Raw genomic sequence first — 17,689 nt, 5'->3', positions numbered from 1 at the left:
TGATCGCCCGCATGACCGTTCTGCTCTACACCCTCGGCGTCCTGATCTTCTTCACCGCGATCCTGGCGTCCATCGGCCTGCACGAGCTCGGGCACATGATTCCCGCGAAGAAGTTCGGCGGGAAGGTCACGCAGTACTTCATCGGCTTCGGGCCGACCGTGTGGAGCAAGCAGGTCGGCGAGACGGAGTACGGCGTCAAGGCGATCCCGCTCGGTGGCTACGTCAAGATCGTCGGCATGCTGCCCCCGGCGGCCGCCGACCTCGCCGACGAGGTCGAGGTGGACGCCGACGGCAACGAGGTCTTCAAGGTCCGCAAGTCCAACACCGGCATGTTCACCCAGCTGATCTCGGACGCGCGTGCGGCCGAGTGGGAGCTGGTCGGCCCGGAGGACCACGACCGCCTCTTCTACCGCTTCCCGTGGTGGAAGAAGGTCATCGTGATGGCCGGTGGCCCGACGGTGAACATCCTGATCGCGTTCTTCATCTTCGCCGGCGTCTTCGCCACCTACGGCAACGGCGGCGACAAGACGACCGAGACGACGATCAAGGAAGTCAGCGCGTGCGTGATCCCGGCGAACGAGTCCGGTCGGGAATGCACCGCGGAGGAGCTTCGGGAGAGGCCAACGCCGGCGTACTCCGCGGGCCTCCACGTGGGTGACCGGATGGTGTCGTTCAACGGCACCACGATCACCAGCTGGAGCCAGATGCAGGACCTGGTGAAGAAGAACGGCACCCGGGAGGCCGAGGTCGTCGTCGAACGCGACGGCCGGGAGGTGACCTTCCACACCACGACCACGGTGCGCCCGCCCGACAAGGCGGGACAGAAGGTCGACAAGAAGGTCGGCTTCCTCGGCGTCGTTCCGGTGTCGTACCCGACGACCGGCGGCGTCTTCTACACGATCGGTCAGATGGGCCACATGACCGTCGACGTGGCCAAGTCACTCGCCACCCTGCCGGAGAAGGTCTGGGGTGTTGCCAAGGCGATCGTCGGCGTCGAGGAGCGCGACCCGCTCGGACCCGTCAGCATCGTCGGCGGCGGCCGCCTCGCGGGTGAGGTCGCGTCCCACGACGAGATCAACGTGCAGGACAAGACGATCTCGTTGCTCATGCTGATCGCCGGCTTCAACTTCTTCATCGGCATGTTCAACTTCGTACCGCTCCTGCCGCTCGACGGCGGCCACATCGCCAGTGCGCTGTGGGAGGGAATCCGCCGCGGGTGGGCGAAGGTCTTCCGTCGCCCCGACCCGGGCTACGTCGACGCGGCCAAGCTGTTGCCCATCGCGTACGTCGTCGCGAGCGCCCTGCTCGTCATGGGTGTCGTGCTGATCGTCGGCGACCTCGTCGTTCCGGTCCACCTCGAATCCTGACGAACGAGGTCCGGCGACTAGTCTTGAAGCCATGACGTCGATCAGCCTGGGCATGCCGGAAGCGCCCCCTGCGGTACTGGCTCCGCGCCGAACCACCCGCCAGATCAATGTCGGCAAGGTCGGCGTCGGCAGCGACCACCCGGTGTCGGTGCAGTCGATGACCACGACGCTGACCTCGGACGTCAACACGACGCTCCAGCAGATCGCCGAGCTGACCGCCGCGGGCTGCGACATCGTGCGCGTGGCGTGCCCGAGCCAGGACGACGCCGACGCGCTGGCGGAGATCGCCCAGCACAGCCAGATCCCCGTGATCGCGGACATCCACTTCCAGCCGAAGTACGTCTTCGCAGCGATCGACGCCGGCTGCGCTGCTGTCCGGGTCAACCCCGGCAACATCAAGAAGTTCGACGACCAGATCAAGGAGATCGCGAAGGCCGCCAACGACCGCGGAACGTCGATCCGGATCGGTGTCAACGCAGGTTCGCTCGACAAGCGCCTGCTCGAGAAGTACGGCAAGGCCACGCCCGAGGCGCTCGTCGAGTCCGCGGTGTGGGAGGCCAGCCTCTTCGAGGAGCACGGCTTCCGGGACTTCAAGATCTCCGTCAAGCACAACGACCCCGTCGTGATGGTGCGGGCCTACGAGCTGCTCGCCGAGGCGGGGGACTGGCCGCTGCACCTCGGTGTCACCGAGGCCGGTCCGGCCTTCCAGGGCACCATCAAGTCGGCCACCGCGTTCGGTGCCCTTCTCTCGCAGGGCATCGGCGACACCATCCGGGTGTCCCTGTCGGCCCCGCCGGTCGAGGAGGTCAAGGTCGGCATCCAGATCCTGCAGTCGTTGAACCTGCGGCCTCGCAAGCTCGAGATCGTCTCCTGCCCGTCCTGTGGCCGCGCCCAGGTCGACGTCTACACGCTGGCCGAGCGGGTCACCGCCGGCCTCGAGGGCCTCGAGGTGCCGCTGCGCGTCGCCGTCATGGGCTGCGTCGTCAACGGACCCGGCGAGGCCCGCGAAGCCGACCTGGGAGTCGCCTCCGGCAACGGCAAGGGCCAGATCTTCGTGAAGGGCGAGGTCATCAAGACCGTCCCCGAGGCGATGATCGTGGAGACGCTGATCGAAGAGGCGATGAAGCTCGCCGAGTCGATGGAGCCGGTCGAGGGCGCCGAGCCCTCCGTCTCGATCTCCTGACTCAGACGCCCCACATGGCGGCGACGTGCCGCGCATCGGTGCCGCAGCAGCCACCCAGCACCTCGAGGTTCACGAACGCGTCGATCAGCGGCTGCTGATCGATCGCGAGCTGCACCGGGTCGCCCTCGTCCAGGACCTCGGACTCGTCGAGCTCTGCGTGGGTCATCGTCGACGCGTTGACCCGGAGGCCACCGATCCGCTCGCGCCACACCGGGTCGTCGAGCTCGCTGTCACTCTCGAAGTCGGCGAGGATGTGGCTCGGGTGGGCGCAGTTGATGACGAAGTACGCCGGCGGCGCAACCGCGTCGACCGCCGCGACCGCCTCGGCCAGGCGGGTGCCATCGGGCAGTCGCCCGTCGGTCTCGACCGTGAACCCGATCCCCATCGCAAGGCCGGCGTCGGCCGCGGCGCGCGAGAGGCCGATGGCTTCGCCCACCTCGGTCAGCGTGAGGACGCAGGCCCGGCGGGCGCCCGCTGCCGCGAACGATTCCAGTTGGGGCCGGTGGTACTCCGCGGCGGCGTCGGGATCGACGGGTCCGGATGAGGCGTAACCGTCGCCCCGTGGCCCGAGCATCCCGCCCACCGACCAGCCGACCAGGTCGGCCTCGCGCTCGCGGGCCAGCCCGGACATGAACTCGACGGCCATCCGGTTCACGCGATCGAGCCCGGCGGCGTCGTACCCGAGGAGGGCGGCGTGGTCGGGATTCGCCCGCCACGTGGGGGTCTCGAGGAGGAGCGGGGCGCCTGCCCGGACGGCGATGTCGACGTAGGCGCGGTAGTAGTCACTGAGGGCTTCGCGGCCCTCGGCGCTGTCCAGCAGCGGGAACGCGGCGAACTCGGGGAGCTCGATGCCGCGCAGGAAGAGGAGGTCGGTCTCCAGGCCACCGTCGGTCACGTGTCGGGTCATGTGGACCCTCCTTTCGGCAGGTCGGGCCCCGAGAACACTCGACCTCGGTTTTCTAGCACGCCAACCTGAGTGCCGACAGGGTTCGTGCCCTACGCTCGATTGCGTGTTGACCACCCGACACGGCGTGCGCGTCCTCGCGAGCGCTGACCTGCCTGCGTTCCTGGAGCTCGCGAACCAGGATCCGGTCGTCAACGTCTTCGCCGTGCACCGCGCCCACACCACCCGTCTCGAGCCGCGCTGGCTCGGCGGCGAGATGTGGGGTCGCTTCGAGGACGGCCACCTGGTCGCCGCCTGCCACGCCGCCGCGAACCTGGTGCCCGTCCAGGCAGGTCCCGACGATGCGCGTGCCTTCGCCGAACGTGCGCTCACCCGTCGTCGTACCGCCTCCACGATCGTGGGATCGCAGGACGCCGTCCGAACGATCTGGGGCCAGGTGGGGCCGCACTGGGGCCACCCGCGCGACGTCCGATGGGACCAGCGGCACCTCGCCATCGACACGACACCGGCCATCGCGCCGGACCACGGCGTCCGCGCCGGGGTGCGCGACGACCTGGCGACGCTCTATCCCGCCTGCGTCGCCATGTACACCGAGGAGGTCGGAGTCTCGCCGGAGGCCGGGGGAGCCGGCGACCTCTACCGCGCCCGTGTCGCCCAGCTGATCGGGCGCGCCTGGTCCTTCGTGCGGTACGACGGCGACGAGCTCGTGTTCAAGGCCGAGGTGGCCTGCGCGACTCCGGATGCCGCTCAGATCCAGGGCGTCTGGGTGCCGGCGCACCGCCGTGGAGAGGGCCTGGCCACCGCCGGGATGGCTGCGGTCGTCCAGCAGGTCCGGGCGCGGATCGCGCCGACCGTGTCGCTCTACGTGAACGACTGGAACGTCTCGGCCCGGACGGTCTACGAGCGGGTCGGCTTCGTCGAGACGGCACGCTTCGCCACGGTCATGTTCTGACGCTGCGCGCGATCAGGCACCGATCCGGGGGAGGCCGTTCCACAGCAGGCGGGCAGCGATGTCGGTGACCTCGTCGAGGGTGGCGATCGGGTGGTCCTGCCACCACCGTGCGACGCCGTCGACCCCGGTGATCAGGAACTCGACGATGACCGTGGACTCCGTGGAACCAGCCACCACGCCCGAACGCGCAAGGTCCGGAGCGAGCATCATGGCGACCGCCTGCGCCCGGGCGGTGCGGTAGGCAGCGAGCACCTGGTCCAGGTCGGCGTCACCCGTCGGGATCGGGTCGACCAGGAGCCGACGAGCAGCGGGCCGTTGCCGGGCGAAGGAGAGGTAGGCGGCAATCGTGGAGCGCAGCCGGTCGGGACCCGCTCCCGCTCCCGTGATTCCGGCCCCGACCTCGGCGAGCATGGCGGCGTTCTGGCTGTCGAGCACCTGGACGTAGAGCTCGCGCTTGGACTTGAAGTGGTCGTAGAGGACGGTCCGCGTGACCCCTGCGGCGGTGGCGATCTCACCGACCGAGGAGGCGTCGTACCCGCGGTCGGCGAAGACCTCGACGGCGGCGGCCTCGATGCGCTGGCGTCGCGCTGGCGCGCTGAGCCGGCGCCGGACGGTCCCGGTGGTCGTCACGCGGTCTCCTTCTCGCTGGGGGTAACCCACAGTTGTGTCGGAACGGGCCTTCGTGGCTCTTGACCTCCTGTGGTTCGAGTCACAATACTCGCCTCCAACAGTTACCGACACCAGTGTCGGTTGACGTCATGGGGAGTCCACCAATGTCGCAGCGTCTCGATCGCCGTACCTTGCTCTCGTCCTCCGTCGCGGTGGGTGCCGGTGCGGCCCTCGCCGGGGTCGGACTGGCCCCCGCGTTCGCGGCCACGCCTGGCAGGAACGCCGTCGTCCTCGGTGGCGGCATGGCCGGCCTGACGGCCGCGCACGAGCTGGTCGAGCGCGGCTTCTCGGTGACCGTCTTCGAGCCGAGCGCGTGGGGCGGGAAGGCCCGCAGCATCCCGGTCGCCCGGACGGGGACCGGCGGCCGGGCGGACCTGCCCGGTGAGCACGGCTTCCGCTTCTTCCCCGGCTTCTACCACCACGTGCCGGACACCATGCGCCGGATTCCATTCGGTGCCGGCACGGTCGGGGACAACCTGGTCGCGGCCACCGGCGGCAAGTTCCTGCGCGGTGGCGACCACGCCGACGCGTTCGTGTTCGGCATCGGGCCCGACCCGGTGCAGCTGCTCACCGTCGACGGCCTGCGTCGCTTCCTGCTCGACAACCTGGGTGGACATGCCGTTCCGCCCCACGAGCTGGCCTACTTCGTCGAACGCCTGCTGGTGTTCCTGACCAGCTGCGACGAGCGTCGACTGGGACAGTGGGAGAAGGTCAGCTGGTGGGACTTCGTCGGCGCCGCCAAGCGATCGGGGCCGTACCAGAAGATCCTCGCCGCGGGTCTCACACGCAACCTGGTCGCAGCCAAGGAGACCATCGCCAGCACGCGCACCATCGGCAACATGGGGGAGGCCTTCGTCTACAACATCATGGGCCGCGGCAACGACGGTGCCCTCGACCGCGTGCTCGACCTGCCGACCAACGAGGCGTGGATCGACCCCTGGGTGACCTACCTGCGTGGACGCGGGGTGCGCTTCGAGAGCGGTCAGCGGCTGGTGCGCTACGAGGTCGGCGCCGGCCGCATCACGGCCGCGGTGCTCGCCGACGCGAACGGAACGACGAGTCGGGTCGAGGCCGACTGGTTCGTCAGCGCGATGCCGGTCGAACGCGTCCTGCCGACCCTCACGCCCGATGTCCTCGCGCTCGATCCCGGACTCAGGGGCCTGGCGAACCTGCAGACCGACTGGATGGTCGGCATCCAGTACTTCCTGCGAGACCACGTCGACCTCACCAAGGGCCACATCACCTTCATCGACTCGCCCTGGTCACTGACCGCGCTGACCCAGGGGCAGTTCTGGGCGGACCGGATGATCTCGCGGGACTACGGCGACGGTGACATCGTCGACGTCCTGTCCGTCGACATCTCGAACTGGGACGCGCCGGGCATCCTGTACGGCAAGCCGGCCAAGCAGTGCACGCGCCAGGAGATCGCCGACGAGGTGCTCGCGCAGGTCCGCGACCACCACACGATGGGGGACCTGCTGCCCGAGGGCATCATCCACTCGTGGTTCCTCGACCCGGGCGTGCAGTGGGATGCCAGCACCCTGCGCAACACGAACGAGACCCCGCTGCTCGTGAACACCGTGGACTCCTGGAAGAGCCGGCCGACGGCCCGGACCCGGATCCCGAACCTGTTGATGAGCGGTGACTTCGTGCAGACCGACATCGACCTGGCCACCATGGAGGGTGCCAACGAGTCGGCTCGCCATGCCGTGAACGCCATCCTCGACGAGTCGGGTTCGACCGCTGCCCGGGTGAAGACCTACCGCCTCTACGACCCGCCCGAGTTCAAGCTCCTCAAGCAGACCGACAAGCTGCTCTACAAGCTCGGGCAGCGCAACCTGCTGGACATCGTCTGACAGGGTGAGCGCATGTCCGTGCCCTTCACCGCCAAAGCAGTCACCGGCGCCTTCCTCGTCAGTGGTGTCGTGCACCTCGTCAAGCCCGAGGTGTTCGAGCCGCTGATTCCCGAGCAGCTCCCCGGCGGTCCGCGACCGTGGGTGGTGTGGAGCGGCGTTGCCGAGCTGGCCTGTGCTGCCGGCATGTTGCACCCGCGGACCCGGAGGGCTGCGGCCTACGCCAGCGCCGCACTGCTCGCCGGGGTCCTCCCGGGCAACGCGAAGATGGTCGCCGATGCGCAGCGCACCGACAACACGGCGTACAAGGCCGTCACGCTGGCCCGGGTGCCGCTGCAGGTGCCGATGATCCGCGGCATGCTCAAGGCCGCGCGAACTGCCTGAAGCGTTACTGGTTCGCGGTCCGGTACGACGCCGCCGTAGGCTGCGCGACGTGCTGATGAGGATGTCGACCCTGTTCGTCCGGACCCTTCGAGAGGACCCCTCGGACGCGGAGGTCCCGAGCCACCGTCTGCTGTTGCGGGCCGGCTACATCCGTCGCGCTGCGCCGGGCATCTACACCTGGCTGCCGCTCGGGCTGAAGGTGCTGCGCCGGATCGAGAGCATCATCCGCGAGGAGATGGACGGCATCGGTGCGCAGGAGGTCACGTTCCCGGCGCTGCTGCCCCGGGAGCCCTACGAGGCGACCGGCCGCTGGACCGAGTACGGCGACGGCATCTTCCGCCTCAAGGACCGCAAGGACGCCGACTACCTGCTGGGCCCGACCCACGAGGAGATGTTCACCCTCCTGGTCAAGGACATGTACGGGTCCTACAAGGACCTGCCGCTGAGCCTGTACCAGATCCAGACCAAGTACCGCGACGAAGCGCGCCCCCGGGCCGGACTGCTGCGCGGGCGCGAGTTCACGATGAAGGACTCCTACTCGTTCGACGTCACCGACGCAGGCCTGGAGGCGTCGTACCAGAGGCATCGCGACGCCTATGTCCGGATCTTCGACCGCCTCGGGTTCGACTACGCGATCGTCAAGGCGACCGCGGGCGCGATGGGTGGCTCGAAGTCCGAGGAGTTCCTCGCCAAGGCCGAGGTCGGCGAGGACACCTACGTCCGCTGCACGAACTGCGACTACGCCGCCAACGTCGAGGCTGTCGAGGTCCGTCCCACGCCCGTGACGGCGAATGCCGACAACGGCTGGGGCGGCGCGCCCGCCGCGCACGCCGAGGCGACGCCCGACACCCCGACGATCGCGACGCTGGTCGACCACCTCAACGCGGCCTTCCCGCGCGAGGACCGGCCCTGGCACGCCGGCGACACGCTCAAGAACGTCCTCGTCGTGCTCCGGCATCCCGACGGCACCCGCGAGCCCCTCGCCATCGGCCTGCCCGGCGACCGCGAGGTCGACCAGAAGCGCCTCGAGGGCCAGCTCGAGCCGATCGGGATCGAGGCCATGGACGAGGCCGAGCTCGCCCGCCACCCCGCGCTGGTCAAGGGCTACATCGGCCCCGGCGTCCTGGGTGAGGAGAACAAGACCGGGATCCGCTACCTCGTCGACCCCCGCGTCGTCGACGGCACCCGCTGGGTCACCGGCGCCGACGTCTCCGGCTCGCACGTCATCGACCTCGTGGCCGGCCGGGACTTCACGCCCGACGGCACGATCGAGGCTGCCGAGGTCCGCGATGGCGACGCGTGCCCGCACTGCGCCGACGGCACCCTCGAGTCCGCCCGCGGCATCGAGATGGGCCACGTCTTCCAGCTCGGTCGCAAGTACGCCGAGGCACTGGACCTCAAGGTCCTCGACGAGAACGGCAAGCTGGTCACCGTCACGATGGGTTCGTACGGCGTCGGCGTGACGCGCGCTGTCGCCGCGATCGCCGAGAACACGCTCGACGAGATCGGCCTGTGCTGGCCCCGCGAGGTCGCGCCTGCTGACGTCCACGTCGTGGTGGCCGGCAAGGACGAAGCACTCTTCACCGCAGCCGAGGAACTGGTCGCCGGTCTGATCGGTGCCGGACTCGACGTCCTGTTCGACGACCGGGCCGGCAAGATCAGCCCCGGAGTGAAGTTCAAGGACGCCGAGCTGATCGGCGTCCCGACGATCGTGACCGTCGGTCGCGGGGTCGTCGACGGCGTCATCGAGGTCAAGGACCGTCGTACGGGCGAGAAGAGCGAGCTGACGCTCGAAGGCGCGGTGGAGGCACTCGTTCAGCAGGTCGGGCGGTAGCGGTGGTCGAGGTGCGAGCGCAGCGAGCCTCGAGACCCGCCGGCATCGACGCGGTCATCTTCGACTGGGGCGGGACGCTGACCCAGTGGCACGACGTGGACTTCCACGCCGAGTCCATGGCGCTCGCCCAGGCGGTGCTCGCGACGCCCGACACCTCCGACGACCACCACGCGTTCGCATCGCGCCTGCACGGCGCGGGTGCCGCGGTCTGGGGCCGGAGTCGCGACCACCAGCAGAGCGCGAACATCGCGGACCTGTTCGACGAGGCCGGCCTCGACCACGACCCGGCCCTGCTGAGTGCGTACTACGACTTCTGGGAGCCCCACACCCTGACCGATCCCGAGGTCGCGCCGCTGTTCCGATGGCTGCGCGGCGAGGGGATCAAGGTCGGCATCCTCTCGAACACGATCTGGCCCCGTGAGTGGCACCGCGGCTACTTCGAGCGCGACGGCGTCCTGGACCTGATCGACGGCGACGTCTACTCGAGCGAGATCCCGTGGACGAAGCCGTCGCCCGATGCGTTCCGTGCCGCCATGGACGCCGTGGGCGTCACCGACCCGGCTCGCTGCGTCTACGTCGGTGACCGGCTGTTCGACGACGTCTGGGGTGCCCAGAACGCCGGTCTCCGGGCGATCCACATCCCGCACAGCGTGATTCCGGCCGAGCAGATCGGCCACACGGAGGGCCGGCCCGACGGTGTCGCGCACCGCCTCTCGGAGATCCCGGACCTCCTCACTCCCTGGCGCTGAGCGGGGTGCGGACTGCAGGTTTCTGCACTGCACATTTATGAGGATCGATACTTGCAGACCCTCGGGCCGTTCTGTTGCATGATTGTGCACAGGTGATCGGTGAGCCCCACCTCTCCCGTCACCCAAGACCGTTGTCCCCGGTCACCAGTGGTTCGCGGCCCCGTCTTCGGGGGACGTCTCGGGAGTCTCCCGGAGGTCGAGGCCGCGAACCACTGGCGTTTTTGCGCGAGCGTGTCTCCGGCACAGATCCGGGCGAGCAAGCTCGCCGTCGGTGCCTCCCGCCACGCTGCCGCGCTGGTGGCCCGCGCTGGTGGCGGCGCCAGTGCGGTGCTTCAGAGACCGGGGAGGCGTTCAGGCTTGCCGCCGAAGCCCAGCCCGCGCACCGCGGCGTCCAGCAGTGCCTGCACCGCCCACGCCCGGTCCGGCCCGCTCGTGTTCGCCACCAGGTAGGCGTACGTCGACGCGGCCGACTCCTCGAGCGCGCGGGCGCGCACCTTGACCGCCGCCGGAGAGCCCAGGTCGGCGGGCAGGGCGTAGCCCGGCTCGGCGGCGACCGGCTCGCCGCCCGCGGCGACGATCACGCTGGTCAGGTGGTCGCGCCGGTCGCGGTGGAGGGCGTAGGCGCGGGTGAGCGCTCCGAAGAGGGTCGGCTGCCGCGACTGCGACGTCTGGGCGCCGAGCGCGCCGTAGACGAAGACGGCGCCGTGCTCGGCGGACAGGGCGACCTGCAGTGCGTTGACCGCACCGGTCGCGGCCCCAGTGGTTCCCGCGGTGGTGCCGGTGGGGTCGTCGGTCGGTTCGCTCACGTGAGCACCGCCTTCTGCTGGGCGAGGGCCGCCGCCATCGAGGCGAACACCTGGGCGAGCGCACCGCTCTCGGCGCTCCGAGCCGCAGCAACGAGGCGTTCCTGGAGAGCGGCCTCGCTCGCCAGCAGCGCACGCAGGGCGACGTCGCGGGAGCCGGTGACGACGGGCGGCGCGGCTGCCTCGGTCCGGCCGAGCTCGCTCGCGTGGGAGGCGTGGAGCCGGGACAGCCGGGTCCCGATCCGGGCGAGGGGAGCGATCGTCGTACCCGTCGCGGCGGCGAGCGCGCCCGCTGCGGCGATCGCCGTGGCGACCTCCTCGACGAGGGTGCTGTCGGCGTCGGCGGCCGGTGCGGTCGCGGTGACCGCACCCGGCGGGACCGGGTCGTCGTCGCCGAGCACGGAGTCGAGCGCGTCGCATCCCGTCAGCGTCAGCGCAGCTCCGCCGAGGCCGAGAGCGACGAAGGCGCGACGGGAGAGGTGGCTAACACGGTCGGGCACGCGGCGAACCCTATCCGTACCCGGTAGTGTTGATCCGCACCACCACAACAGGACAACGGGAGGATTCGCATGGGTTCGGGCCAGCCCGCTCAGCGTTCGACAGCAGAGCGAATCACCGACCTTCTCACTGCTCCCCTGGCCGAGCTCGGCCTGGATCTCGAAGCAGTTGAGCTCACCCCCGCCGGCAAGCGCCGTGTGTTGCGCATTGCCCTGGACACCGATGGTGGCCTGACGCTCGACGACGTCGCGTCGGCAACCAAGAAGATCGACGTGGTCCTCGAGTCCGACGGCGCCGCCATCATGGGGGAGCTGCCGTACACCCTCGAGGTCACCTCCCGTGGGGTCGATCGACCCCTCACGCTGCCGCGCCACTGGCGCCGCAACGAGGGTCGCCTCGTCAAGGTGGTCACCTCCGCCGAGGAGGGCGCGACGAACGAGGTGGTCGGCCGGATCGGCGCGAGCGACGACGACGGGGTGACCCTCGACGTGGTCGGCTCCGAGATCAGCGTCGCCTATGCCGACGTGATCAAGGCCCTGGTGCAGATCGAGTTCAACCGCCCCAAGAGCTCCACCCGCACGGATCAAGACGACAACGACCAGGACGACCTGGACGAACACATGGACGAGGACGCCGACTGATGGACATCGACCTGAACATCCTCCGCACGCTGGAACGCGAGAAGGAGATCAAGTTCGAGGTGCTGGTGGAGGCCATCGAACAGGCCCTCCTGACGGCGTACCACAAGACCGAGGGCTCGCACACCCAGGCGCGGGTCGAGCTGGACCGCAAGACCGGGCACGTGAACGTGCTTGCTGCGGAGCTCGACGACGAGGGCAACAAGATCGGCGAGTACGACGACACGCCTGCCGACTTCGGCCGGATCGCCGCGACGACCGCCAAGCAGATCATGATGCAGCGCCTGCGCGATGCCGAGGACGAGATCCGGTTCGGCGAGTTCTCCGGCAAGGAGGGCGACATCCTCTCCGGGATCATCCAGCAGGGCCGCAATCCCGACGACGTCCTGGTGGACCTCGGCAAGCTCGAGGCGCTGCTGCCCGCGAGCGAGCGCGTGCCCGGCGAGGACTACAGCCACGGGACCCGGATCAAGTGCCTGGTCGTGTCGGTCCGCAAGGGCATGCGTGGACCGCAGATCACGCTCTCGCGCTCGCACCCGAACCTGGTCAAGAAGCTCTTCGCCCTCGAGGTGCCGGAGATCGCCGACGGCACCGTCGAGATCGCGGCCATCGCGCGCGAGTCCGGCCACCGCACCAAGATCGCGGTCCGCACCACCGTTCCCGGCGTCAACGCCAAGGGTGCCTGCATCGGCCCGATGGGGCAGCGGGTGCGCAACGTGATGGCCGAGCTGCACGGCGAGAAGATCGACATCGTCGACTGGTCCGACGACCCGGCCGAGCTGGTGGCGCACGCGTTGTCGCCCGCCCAGGTCCAGTCGGTGACCGTCGTCGACGCCGCGGCCCGTTCGGCCCGTGTCGTCGTCCCCGACTTCCAGCTGTCGCTGGCGATCGGCAAGGAGGGCCAGAACGCCCGCCTCGCCGCCCGCCTGACCGGCTGGCGCATCGACATCCACTCGGACGAAGAGGCCTGACCGGTCTTCTGGTCACCCATCGGCGTTGTCGGTTGGTGATCCTGACCCCCCGGGCGGTAGAGTCGTCTGTTGGTGGCACGCCAATCGAAATCCCCCGCAGAACCTGACGTCCTCCCTCTCGAGGGACCCGTCCGGACCTGCATCGGATGTCGACAGCGGGCCGCCAAACGCGAGTTGTTGCGGGTGACCGCCGGCTCGGGCGCAGATGGCCGACCAGCCGTCGTACCCGACCTGGAGGGCACTGCACCGGGACGCGGGGCGCACCTGCACCCCACCTCCGGTTGCTACGACCTCGCGGTACGGCGGAAAGCCTTCTCCCGGGCACTGCGCTTCGCGCAGAGTGCGGGTGGGACCGGGCTTTCCAGCGTGCCGGTGGGGGAGTACGTCGCCTCGCTACTGATCAATCCGACCGCATCCACCAAGAGAGACTGGAGCAGCAGCTCATGAGCACTCGATGAGTACCTCGCGATGAGCCAGTTCGTTCTGCACCACCCACCAACGGTCTGAAGATCCCCACCCGGGTCTTGGGCCAGAAGGAGCATTGTGGCCAAGACCCGAGTTTCCGAACTCGCGAAGAAGTACGGCATCCCCAGCAAGGAAGCGCTGGAGAAGCTGAGTGCCATTGGCGAATTCGCCAAGACGGCGTCGTCGAGCGTTGAACTGCCTGCAGTCAAGAAGTTCGAAGACACCTACGGCGCGGACCTTCTCGCAAAGATGAAGCCGGCTGCTGCTGGCGGCGAGGCGGCCACGCCCGCCCCGCGGCCCGCGCCGGCCAAGAAGGCTGCCGCTGCGCCGGCCGCTCCCGTTGCCGAGGCGCCCGTCGCCGACGTACCGGTCGCGCCCGCAGCGCCCGCAGCCGCCGCTGACGACAAGCCTGCGGCTCCCCGCCCCGGCCCGCGCCCCGGACCGGCGAAGACGCCGGACCCGGAGCCCGAGCCCGTGGTCGAGCCCGTCGTGGAGGCCCCCGCTGCTGCGGCGGCTCCCGAGGCCCCCGAAGCACCTGCTGCTCCGGCCGGCCCGAAGCCGGGTGGCGCCCCGCGAGGTGCGACGCCCAAGGCTCCGGCACCGCGTCCGGTCGGCAAGCCCAGCGGCACGCCGCGTCCGGGCAACAACCCGTTCGCGCCGAGCCAGGGCATGGGCCGCAAGCCTGCCGCCGCTCCGCCGGCCCGCGAGGGTGAGGCCGGTCCGGGTGGACCGCGTCCGCCCGCCGCTGCGCCCGGTGGCCGTCCCGGCATGCCGCGTCCGAACCCGGCCATGATGCCCAAGTCCCCGGCCGCCTTCGGCCCGAACGCCGGTGGCCGTGGCCCCGGTGGTCCGGGCCGTCCCGGTGCCGGTGGCCCGGGTCGTCCGGGCGGTGCGCCCGGTCGTGGCGCTCCGGGTCGCGGTGCCCCCGGTGCCGGCGCTGGCGCCGGCGCGCCGGGTGCTGGCGCTCCCGGTCGCGGTCCCGGTGGCTTCGGTCCCGGTGGCGGCGGTCGTCCCGGCGGTGGCCGTCCCGGCCAGCGTGGCCAGACCCAGGGTGCCTTCGGTCGCCCCGGTGGTCCCGCCCGTCGCGGCCGCAAGTCGAAGCGCGCGCGTCGCCAGGAATTCGAGGCCATGGAGGCCCCGACGATCGGCGGCATGCGGGTCCGCAAGGGCAACGGCGAGACGGTCCGTCTCGCCCGTGGGTCCTCGCTGACCGACTTCGCCGACAAGATCGGCGTCGACGCGGCCTCGCTCGTGCAGATGCTGTTCCACATCGGCGAGATGGTGACCGCCACCCAGTCGGTGGGCGACGAGACGCTGGAGCTGCTCGGTGACGAGCTCAACTACACCGTCGAGATCGTGTCCCCGGAGGACGAGGACCGCGAGCTGCTCGAGACGTTCGACCTCGAGTTCGGTGCCGACGAGGGCGGCGAGGAAGACCTCGTCATCCGTCCGCCGGTCGTGACCGTCATGGGTCACGTCGACCACGGTAAGACCAAGCTCCTCGACGCGCTCCGCGACGCCAACGTCGTGGCCGGCGAGGCCGGTGGCATCACCCAGCACATCGGTGCCTACCAGGTCCACACGCAGGTCGACGGCAACGACCGTCGCATCACCTTCATCGACACCCCGGGTCACGAGGCCTTCACCTCGATGCGTGCCCGTGGTGCGCAGGCGACCGACATCGCCGTCCTGGTGGTCGCGGCGGACGACGGCGTCATGCCGCAGACGGTCGAGGCGCTCAACCACGCCCGCGCTGCCGGTGTGCCGATCGTGGTCGCCGTCAACAAGATCGACAAGGAGAGCGCCGACCCGACGAAGGTTCGTGGCCAGCTCTCCGAGTACGGCCTGGTGCCCGAGGAGTACGGCGGCGACGCGATGTTCGTCGACGTCTCGGCCAAGGCCGGCCTCAACCTCGACAAGCTGCTCGAGGCGATCGTGCTCACCGCTGACGCGTCGCTGGACCTGCGCGCCAACCCGGTGCAGGACGCCCAGGGCCTCGTCATCGAAGCGCACCTCGACCGCGGTCGCGGTCCGGTTGCGACGATCCTCGTCCAGCGCGGAACGCTGCGTGTCGGCGACTCGATCGTCGCCGGTCCGGCCTACGGCCGGGTCCGCGCGATGCTCGACGAGCACGGCGACAACATCGAGGAAGCCGACCCGTCGCGTCCCGCGATGGTCCTCGGTCTGACCGCCGTCCCCGGCGCTGGTCAGAACTTCCTCGTCGTCGAGGACGACCGGATGGCTCGCCAGATCGCTGAGAAGCGTGAGGCGCGCGAGCGTGCGGCCATGCAGGCCAAGCGTCGTGTCCGTCGCACCCTCGAGGACTTCATGGCCTCCATGGAGAAGGGCGAGAGCCAGGAGCTCAACCTCATCCTCAAGGGTGACGTGTCCGGTTCGGTCGAGGCGCTCGAAGACGCCCTTGCCCAGATCGATGTCGGCGAAGAGGTCAGCCTTCGGGTCATCGACCGCGGCGTCGGTGCGATCACCGAGACCAACGTCGACCTCGCCTCCGCCTCCGACGCCATCATCATCGGCTTCAACGTCCGGCCGCAGGGCAAGGCGGGCCAGATGGCCGACAAGGAAGGTGTCGAGATTCGTTACTACTCGGTCATCTACCAGGCGATCGAGGAGATCGAGGCTGCCCTCAAGGGCATGCTCAAGCCCGAGTACGAAGAGTCGACTCTCGGCCAGGCGGAGATCCGTGCGATCTTCCGCTCGTCCAAGATCGGCAACATCGCAGGCTGCATGGTCACGAGTGGTGTGATCCGGCGCAACGCCAAGGTCCGCATCCTGCGCGATGGCGCTGTCGTCGCCGACAACATCGACCTTGCCTCGCTCAAGCGGGAGAAGGACGACGCGTCGGAGGTCCGGGAAGGCTTCGAGTGCGGTCTCGTGCTCAAGAACTTCCAGGACATCAAGGAAGGCGACATCGTCGAAGCCTTCGAGATGCGCGAGATTCCCCGCAGCTGATGCTGCTCGCTACGCCGCCCGGTCCCTCGTGGGCCGGGCGGCGCAGGCGTTTTCCGTTTACTGATAGGAACAGACCATGGCCAGCCCGCGCGTGCGCAAGATCGCCGACCGCATCAAGGTGATAGTTGCCGAGATGCTCGAACGTCGGATCAAGGACCCGCGTCTGGGGTTCGTGACCATCACCGAGGTCCGGATGACCGGCGACGCCCAGAACGCCACCATCTACTACACCGTGCTCGGCGACGGTGACGTCCAGCAGGAGACTGCCGCCGCGCTCGAGTCGGCCAAGGGCGTGCTCCGTGCCGAGGTCGGCAAGCAGCTCGGCATGCGCACCGTGCCCAGCCTGGCGTTCGCGTTCGACGGCATTCCCGAGTCGGCGCGCCAGCTCGACGAGGTGCTGGCCCGTGCCCGCGAGGCCGACGCTGCCGTGGCCGCCGCTCGCGAGGGCGCCCAGCCCGCAGGCGAGGCGGACCCGTACAAGAAGCCCCGCGTCATCGCCGACGAGGACGACCTCGACGCTGCCGACGAGGACACCGAGGCGTAGTGGCCGAATCGGGCCTGGTCGTCGTCGACAAGCCGGCGGGGATGACCAGCCACGACGTCGTGGCCCGGGTACGACGCCTCGCCGGGACCCGCAAGGTGGGACACGCGGGAACCCTCGACCCGATGGCCACCGGCGTGCTGGTGCTCGGTGTCGAACGGGCGACCCGTCTGCTCGGCCACCTGATGCTGACCGAGAAGGGCTACGACGCCACGGTGCGCCTGGGCGTGAGCACCACGACCGACGACGCCGAGGGTGAGGTCGTCGCCACGGCGGGCGCGTCCTCGCTGCAGCCGGGCCCGGTTGCAGCGGCGTTCGGAGCGCAGGTCGGCGAGATCATGCAGGTGCCGACGGCGGTCTCCGCGATCAAGGTCGACGGCAAGCGCGCCTACGCCCGCGTGCGTGCCGGCGAGGAGGTCGAGCTCAAGGCGCGACCGGTCACGATCCATGCGCTCGAGGTCCACGACCTGCGGGTGGAGGGTGACTGGCTCGACGTCGACATCACCGTCCGCTGCTCGAGCGGGACCTACATCCGCGCCATCGCCCGGGACGTGGGTGCAGCCCTCGGCGTCGGCGGTCACCTCACGGCGCTGCGTCGTACGGCCGTCGGGCCCTATGGGCTCGACGTGGCGCGCACCCTTGACGACCTCAATGAGTCGTTCAGTCAGCTGCCCATCGCCGCCGCAGCCCGCGCAGCCTTCCCGGCCCTGGACCTCGACGAGGAGCAGGCGCAGTCGGTCCGCTTCGGACGACCGTTGCCCCTCGGCATCGACGAGCTCACGGGTGTCTACGCGCCCGATGGTGAATTCCTGGCGCTGTATCGACCCGACGGTGACACCGCGCGCCCCGAAGCAGTCTTCGTCGGCTGAGCCCGCATCCGCCTGGCTGAGCGCACATCAGTAGTCTGG

The 17,689-nt window shown here is 69.7% G+C and carries 17 protein-coding genes; 13 read left to right on the top strand and 4 right to left on the bottom strand.

What is annotated here, in order from left to right; translation table 11 throughout:
* Positions 1 to 11 precede the first annotated feature (11 nt).
* Complete coding sequence (locus ACOACQ_RS01875; protein ID WP_378597296.1) at positions 12 to 1,367, top strand: M50 family metallopeptidase; 1,356 nt, start codon at positions 12 to 14, stop codon at positions 1,365 to 1,367.
* Between the two features lie 31 nt (positions 1,368 to 1,398).
* On the top strand, positions 1,399 to 2,550 hold the full coding sequence (gene ispG / locus ACOACQ_RS01870) for a flavodoxin-dependent (E)-4-hydroxy-3-methylbut-2-enyl-diphosphate synthase (RefSeq protein ID WP_420287478.1): 1,152 nt from the start codon (positions 1,399 to 1,401) through the stop codon (positions 2,548 to 2,550).
* A 1-nt stretch (position 2,551) separates the two neighbouring features.
* Here the strand turns inward: ispG and ACOACQ_RS01865 are convergent, their stop codons facing one another.
* Positions 2,552 to 3,457 carry a homocysteine S-methyltransferase family protein gene (locus tag ACOACQ_RS01865; RefSeq protein ID WP_420287477.1) on the bottom strand — a complete coding sequence of 302 codons (906 nt, stop codon included), beginning with the start codon at positions 3,455 to 3,457 and terminating at the stop codon, positions 2,552 to 2,554.
* 103 nt (positions 3,458 to 3,560) lie between these two features.
* On the opposite strand from ACOACQ_RS01865, the gene ACOACQ_RS01860 reads away from it, so the two are divergent.
* A complete protein-coding gene (locus ACOACQ_RS01860) occupies positions 3,561 to 4,406 on the top strand; it encodes a GNAT family N-acetyltransferase (RefSeq protein WP_378597300.1) in 846 nt (281 codons plus the stop codon).
* 12 nt (positions 4,407 to 4,418) lie between these two features.
* On the opposite strand, the gene ACOACQ_RS01855 is transcribed toward ACOACQ_RS01860, so the two are convergent.
* The gene (locus tag ACOACQ_RS01855; RefSeq protein ID WP_420287476.1) at positions 4,419 to 5,036 is read right to left on the bottom strand and encodes a TetR/AcrR family transcriptional regulator; all 618 of its coding nucleotides are present in this window, start codon (positions 5,034 to 5,036) and stop codon (positions 4,419 to 4,421) included.
* 143 nt (positions 5,037 to 5,179) lie between these two features.
* Between ACOACQ_RS01855 and ACOACQ_RS01850 the strand changes: the two genes are divergently transcribed.
* The 4 genes from ACOACQ_RS01850 to ACOACQ_RS01835 are packed head-to-tail and all read left to right on the top strand — an operon-like array spanning position 5,180 to position 9,895.
* Positions 5,180 to 6,931 carry a hydroxysqualene dehydroxylase gene (locus ACOACQ_RS01850; protein WP_420287475.1) on the top strand — a complete coding sequence of 584 codons (1,752 nt, stop codon included), beginning with the start codon at positions 5,180 to 5,182 and terminating at the stop codon, positions 6,929 to 6,931.
* A gap of 12 nt (positions 6,932 to 6,943) precedes the next feature.
* On the top strand, positions 6,944 to 7,312 hold the full coding sequence (locus ACOACQ_RS01845) for a DoxX family protein (protein WP_378597303.1): 369 nt from the start codon (positions 6,944 to 6,946) through the stop codon (positions 7,310 to 7,312).
* A 49-nt stretch (positions 7,313 to 7,361) separates the two neighbouring features.
* Positions 7,362 to 9,146: a proline--tRNA ligase gene (locus ACOACQ_RS01840; RefSeq protein WP_378597304.1), complete on the top strand. Its 1,785-nt coding sequence runs from the start codon at positions 7,362 to 7,364 to the stop codon at positions 9,144 to 9,146.
* 11 nt (positions 9,147 to 9,157) lie between these two features.
* On the top strand, positions 9,158 to 9,895 hold the full coding sequence (locus ACOACQ_RS01835) for an HAD family hydrolase (RefSeq protein WP_378597305.1): 738 nt from the start codon (positions 9,158 to 9,160) through the stop codon (positions 9,893 to 9,895).
* Between the two features lie 332 nt (positions 9,896 to 10,227).
* On the opposite strand, the gene ACOACQ_RS01830 is transcribed toward ACOACQ_RS01835, so the two are convergent.
* Positions 10,228 to 10,701: a ferritin-like domain-containing protein gene (locus ACOACQ_RS01830; protein ID WP_420287474.1), complete on the bottom strand. Its 474-nt coding sequence runs from the start codon at positions 10,699 to 10,701 to the stop codon at positions 10,228 to 10,230.
* Positions 10,698 to 11,198: a hypothetical protein gene (locus ACOACQ_RS01825; RefSeq protein ID WP_420287473.1), complete on the bottom strand. Its 501-nt coding sequence runs from the start codon at positions 11,196 to 11,198 to the stop codon at positions 10,698 to 10,700. Before ACOACQ_RS01825 ends, ACOACQ_RS01830 begins: the two co-directional genes overlap by 4 nt.
* A gap of 69 nt (positions 11,199 to 11,267) precedes the next feature.
* Between ACOACQ_RS01825 and rimP the strand changes: the two genes are divergently transcribed.
* The 6 genes from rimP (at position 11,268) to truB (ending at position 17,650) form a co-directional block, all read left to right on the top strand.
* Entirely contained in the window at positions 11,268 to 11,837 is a 570-nt protein-coding gene (gene rimP / locus ACOACQ_RS01820) for a ribosome maturation factor RimP (RefSeq protein WP_420287472.1), read from the top strand.
* Complete coding sequence (nusA, locus tag ACOACQ_RS01815) at positions 11,837 to 12,805, top strand: transcription termination factor NusA (protein ID WP_378597409.1); 969 nt, start codon at positions 11,837 to 11,839, stop codon at positions 12,803 to 12,805. Before rimP ends, nusA begins: the two co-directional genes overlap by 1 nt.
* Before the next feature lie 72 nt (positions 12,806 to 12,877).
* Complete coding sequence (locus tag ACOACQ_RS01810; protein WP_378597410.1) at positions 12,878 to 13,252, top strand: YlxR family protein; 375 nt, start codon at positions 12,878 to 12,880, stop codon at positions 13,250 to 13,252.
* A 96-nt stretch (positions 13,253 to 13,348) separates the two neighbouring features.
* On the top strand, positions 13,349 to 16,240 hold the full coding sequence (infB, locus tag ACOACQ_RS01805; protein WP_420287471.1) for a translation initiation factor IF-2: 2,892 nt from the start codon (positions 13,349 to 13,351) through the stop codon (positions 16,238 to 16,240).
* Between the two features lie 76 nt (positions 16,241 to 16,316).
* Complete coding sequence (rbfA, locus tag ACOACQ_RS01800) at positions 16,317 to 16,784, top strand: 30S ribosome-binding factor RbfA (RefSeq protein WP_378597413.1); 468 nt, start codon at positions 16,317 to 16,319, stop codon at positions 16,782 to 16,784.
* Positions 16,784 to 17,650, top strand: coding sequence for a tRNA pseudouridine(55) synthase TruB (gene truB / locus ACOACQ_RS01795; protein ID WP_420287470.1), 867 nt, complete (start codon positions 16,784 to 16,786; stop codon positions 17,648 to 17,650). The genes rbfA and truB overlap by 1 nt, the downstream gene beginning before the upstream one ends.
* Positions 17,651 to 17,689: the final 39 nt, after the last annotated feature.

Source organism: Nocardioides sp. CPCC 206347, from assembly GCF_048654605.1.
Taxonomy (GTDB): Bacteria; Actinomycetota; Actinomycetes; order Propionibacteriales; family Nocardioidaceae; genus Nocardioides.
The sequence above is the reverse complement of the archived record's forward strand: the minus strand, read 5'-3'. Positions and strand labels throughout refer to the sequence as shown.

What these genes read in the sequence shown, in the direction of transcription:
- ACOACQ_RS01875 (WP_378597296.1), top strand. Translation starts at nt 12, where the DNA reads ATGACCGTTCTGCTCTACACCCTCGGCGTCCTGATCTTCTTCACCGCG.
- ispG (WP_420287478.1), top strand. Translation starts at nt 1,399, where the DNA reads ATGACGTCGATCAGCCTGGGCATGCCGGAAGCGCCCCCTGCGGTACTG.
- ACOACQ_RS01865 (WP_420287477.1), bottom strand. Translation starts at nt 3,457, where the DNA reads ATGACCCGACACGTGACCGACGGTGGCCTGGAGACCGACCTCCTCTTC.
- ACOACQ_RS01850 (WP_420287475.1), top strand. Translation starts at nt 5,180, where the DNA reads ATGTCGCAGCGTCTCGATCGCCGTACCTTGCTCTCGTCCTCCGTCGCG.
- ACOACQ_RS01845 (WP_378597303.1), top strand. Translation starts at nt 6,944, where the DNA reads ATGTCCGTGCCCTTCACCGCCAAAGCAGTCACCGGCGCCTTCCTCGTC.
- rimP (WP_420287472.1), top strand. Translation starts at nt 11,268, where the DNA reads ATGGGTTCGGGCCAGCCCGCTCAGCGTTCGACAGCAGAGCGAATCACC.
- nusA (WP_378597409.1), top strand. Translation starts at nt 11,837, where the DNA reads ATGGACATCGACCTGAACATCCTCCGCACGCTGGAACGCGAGAAGGAG.
- rbfA (WP_378597413.1), top strand. Translation starts at nt 16,317, where the DNA reads ATGGCCAGCCCGCGCGTGCGCAAGATCGCCGACCGCATCAAGGTGATA.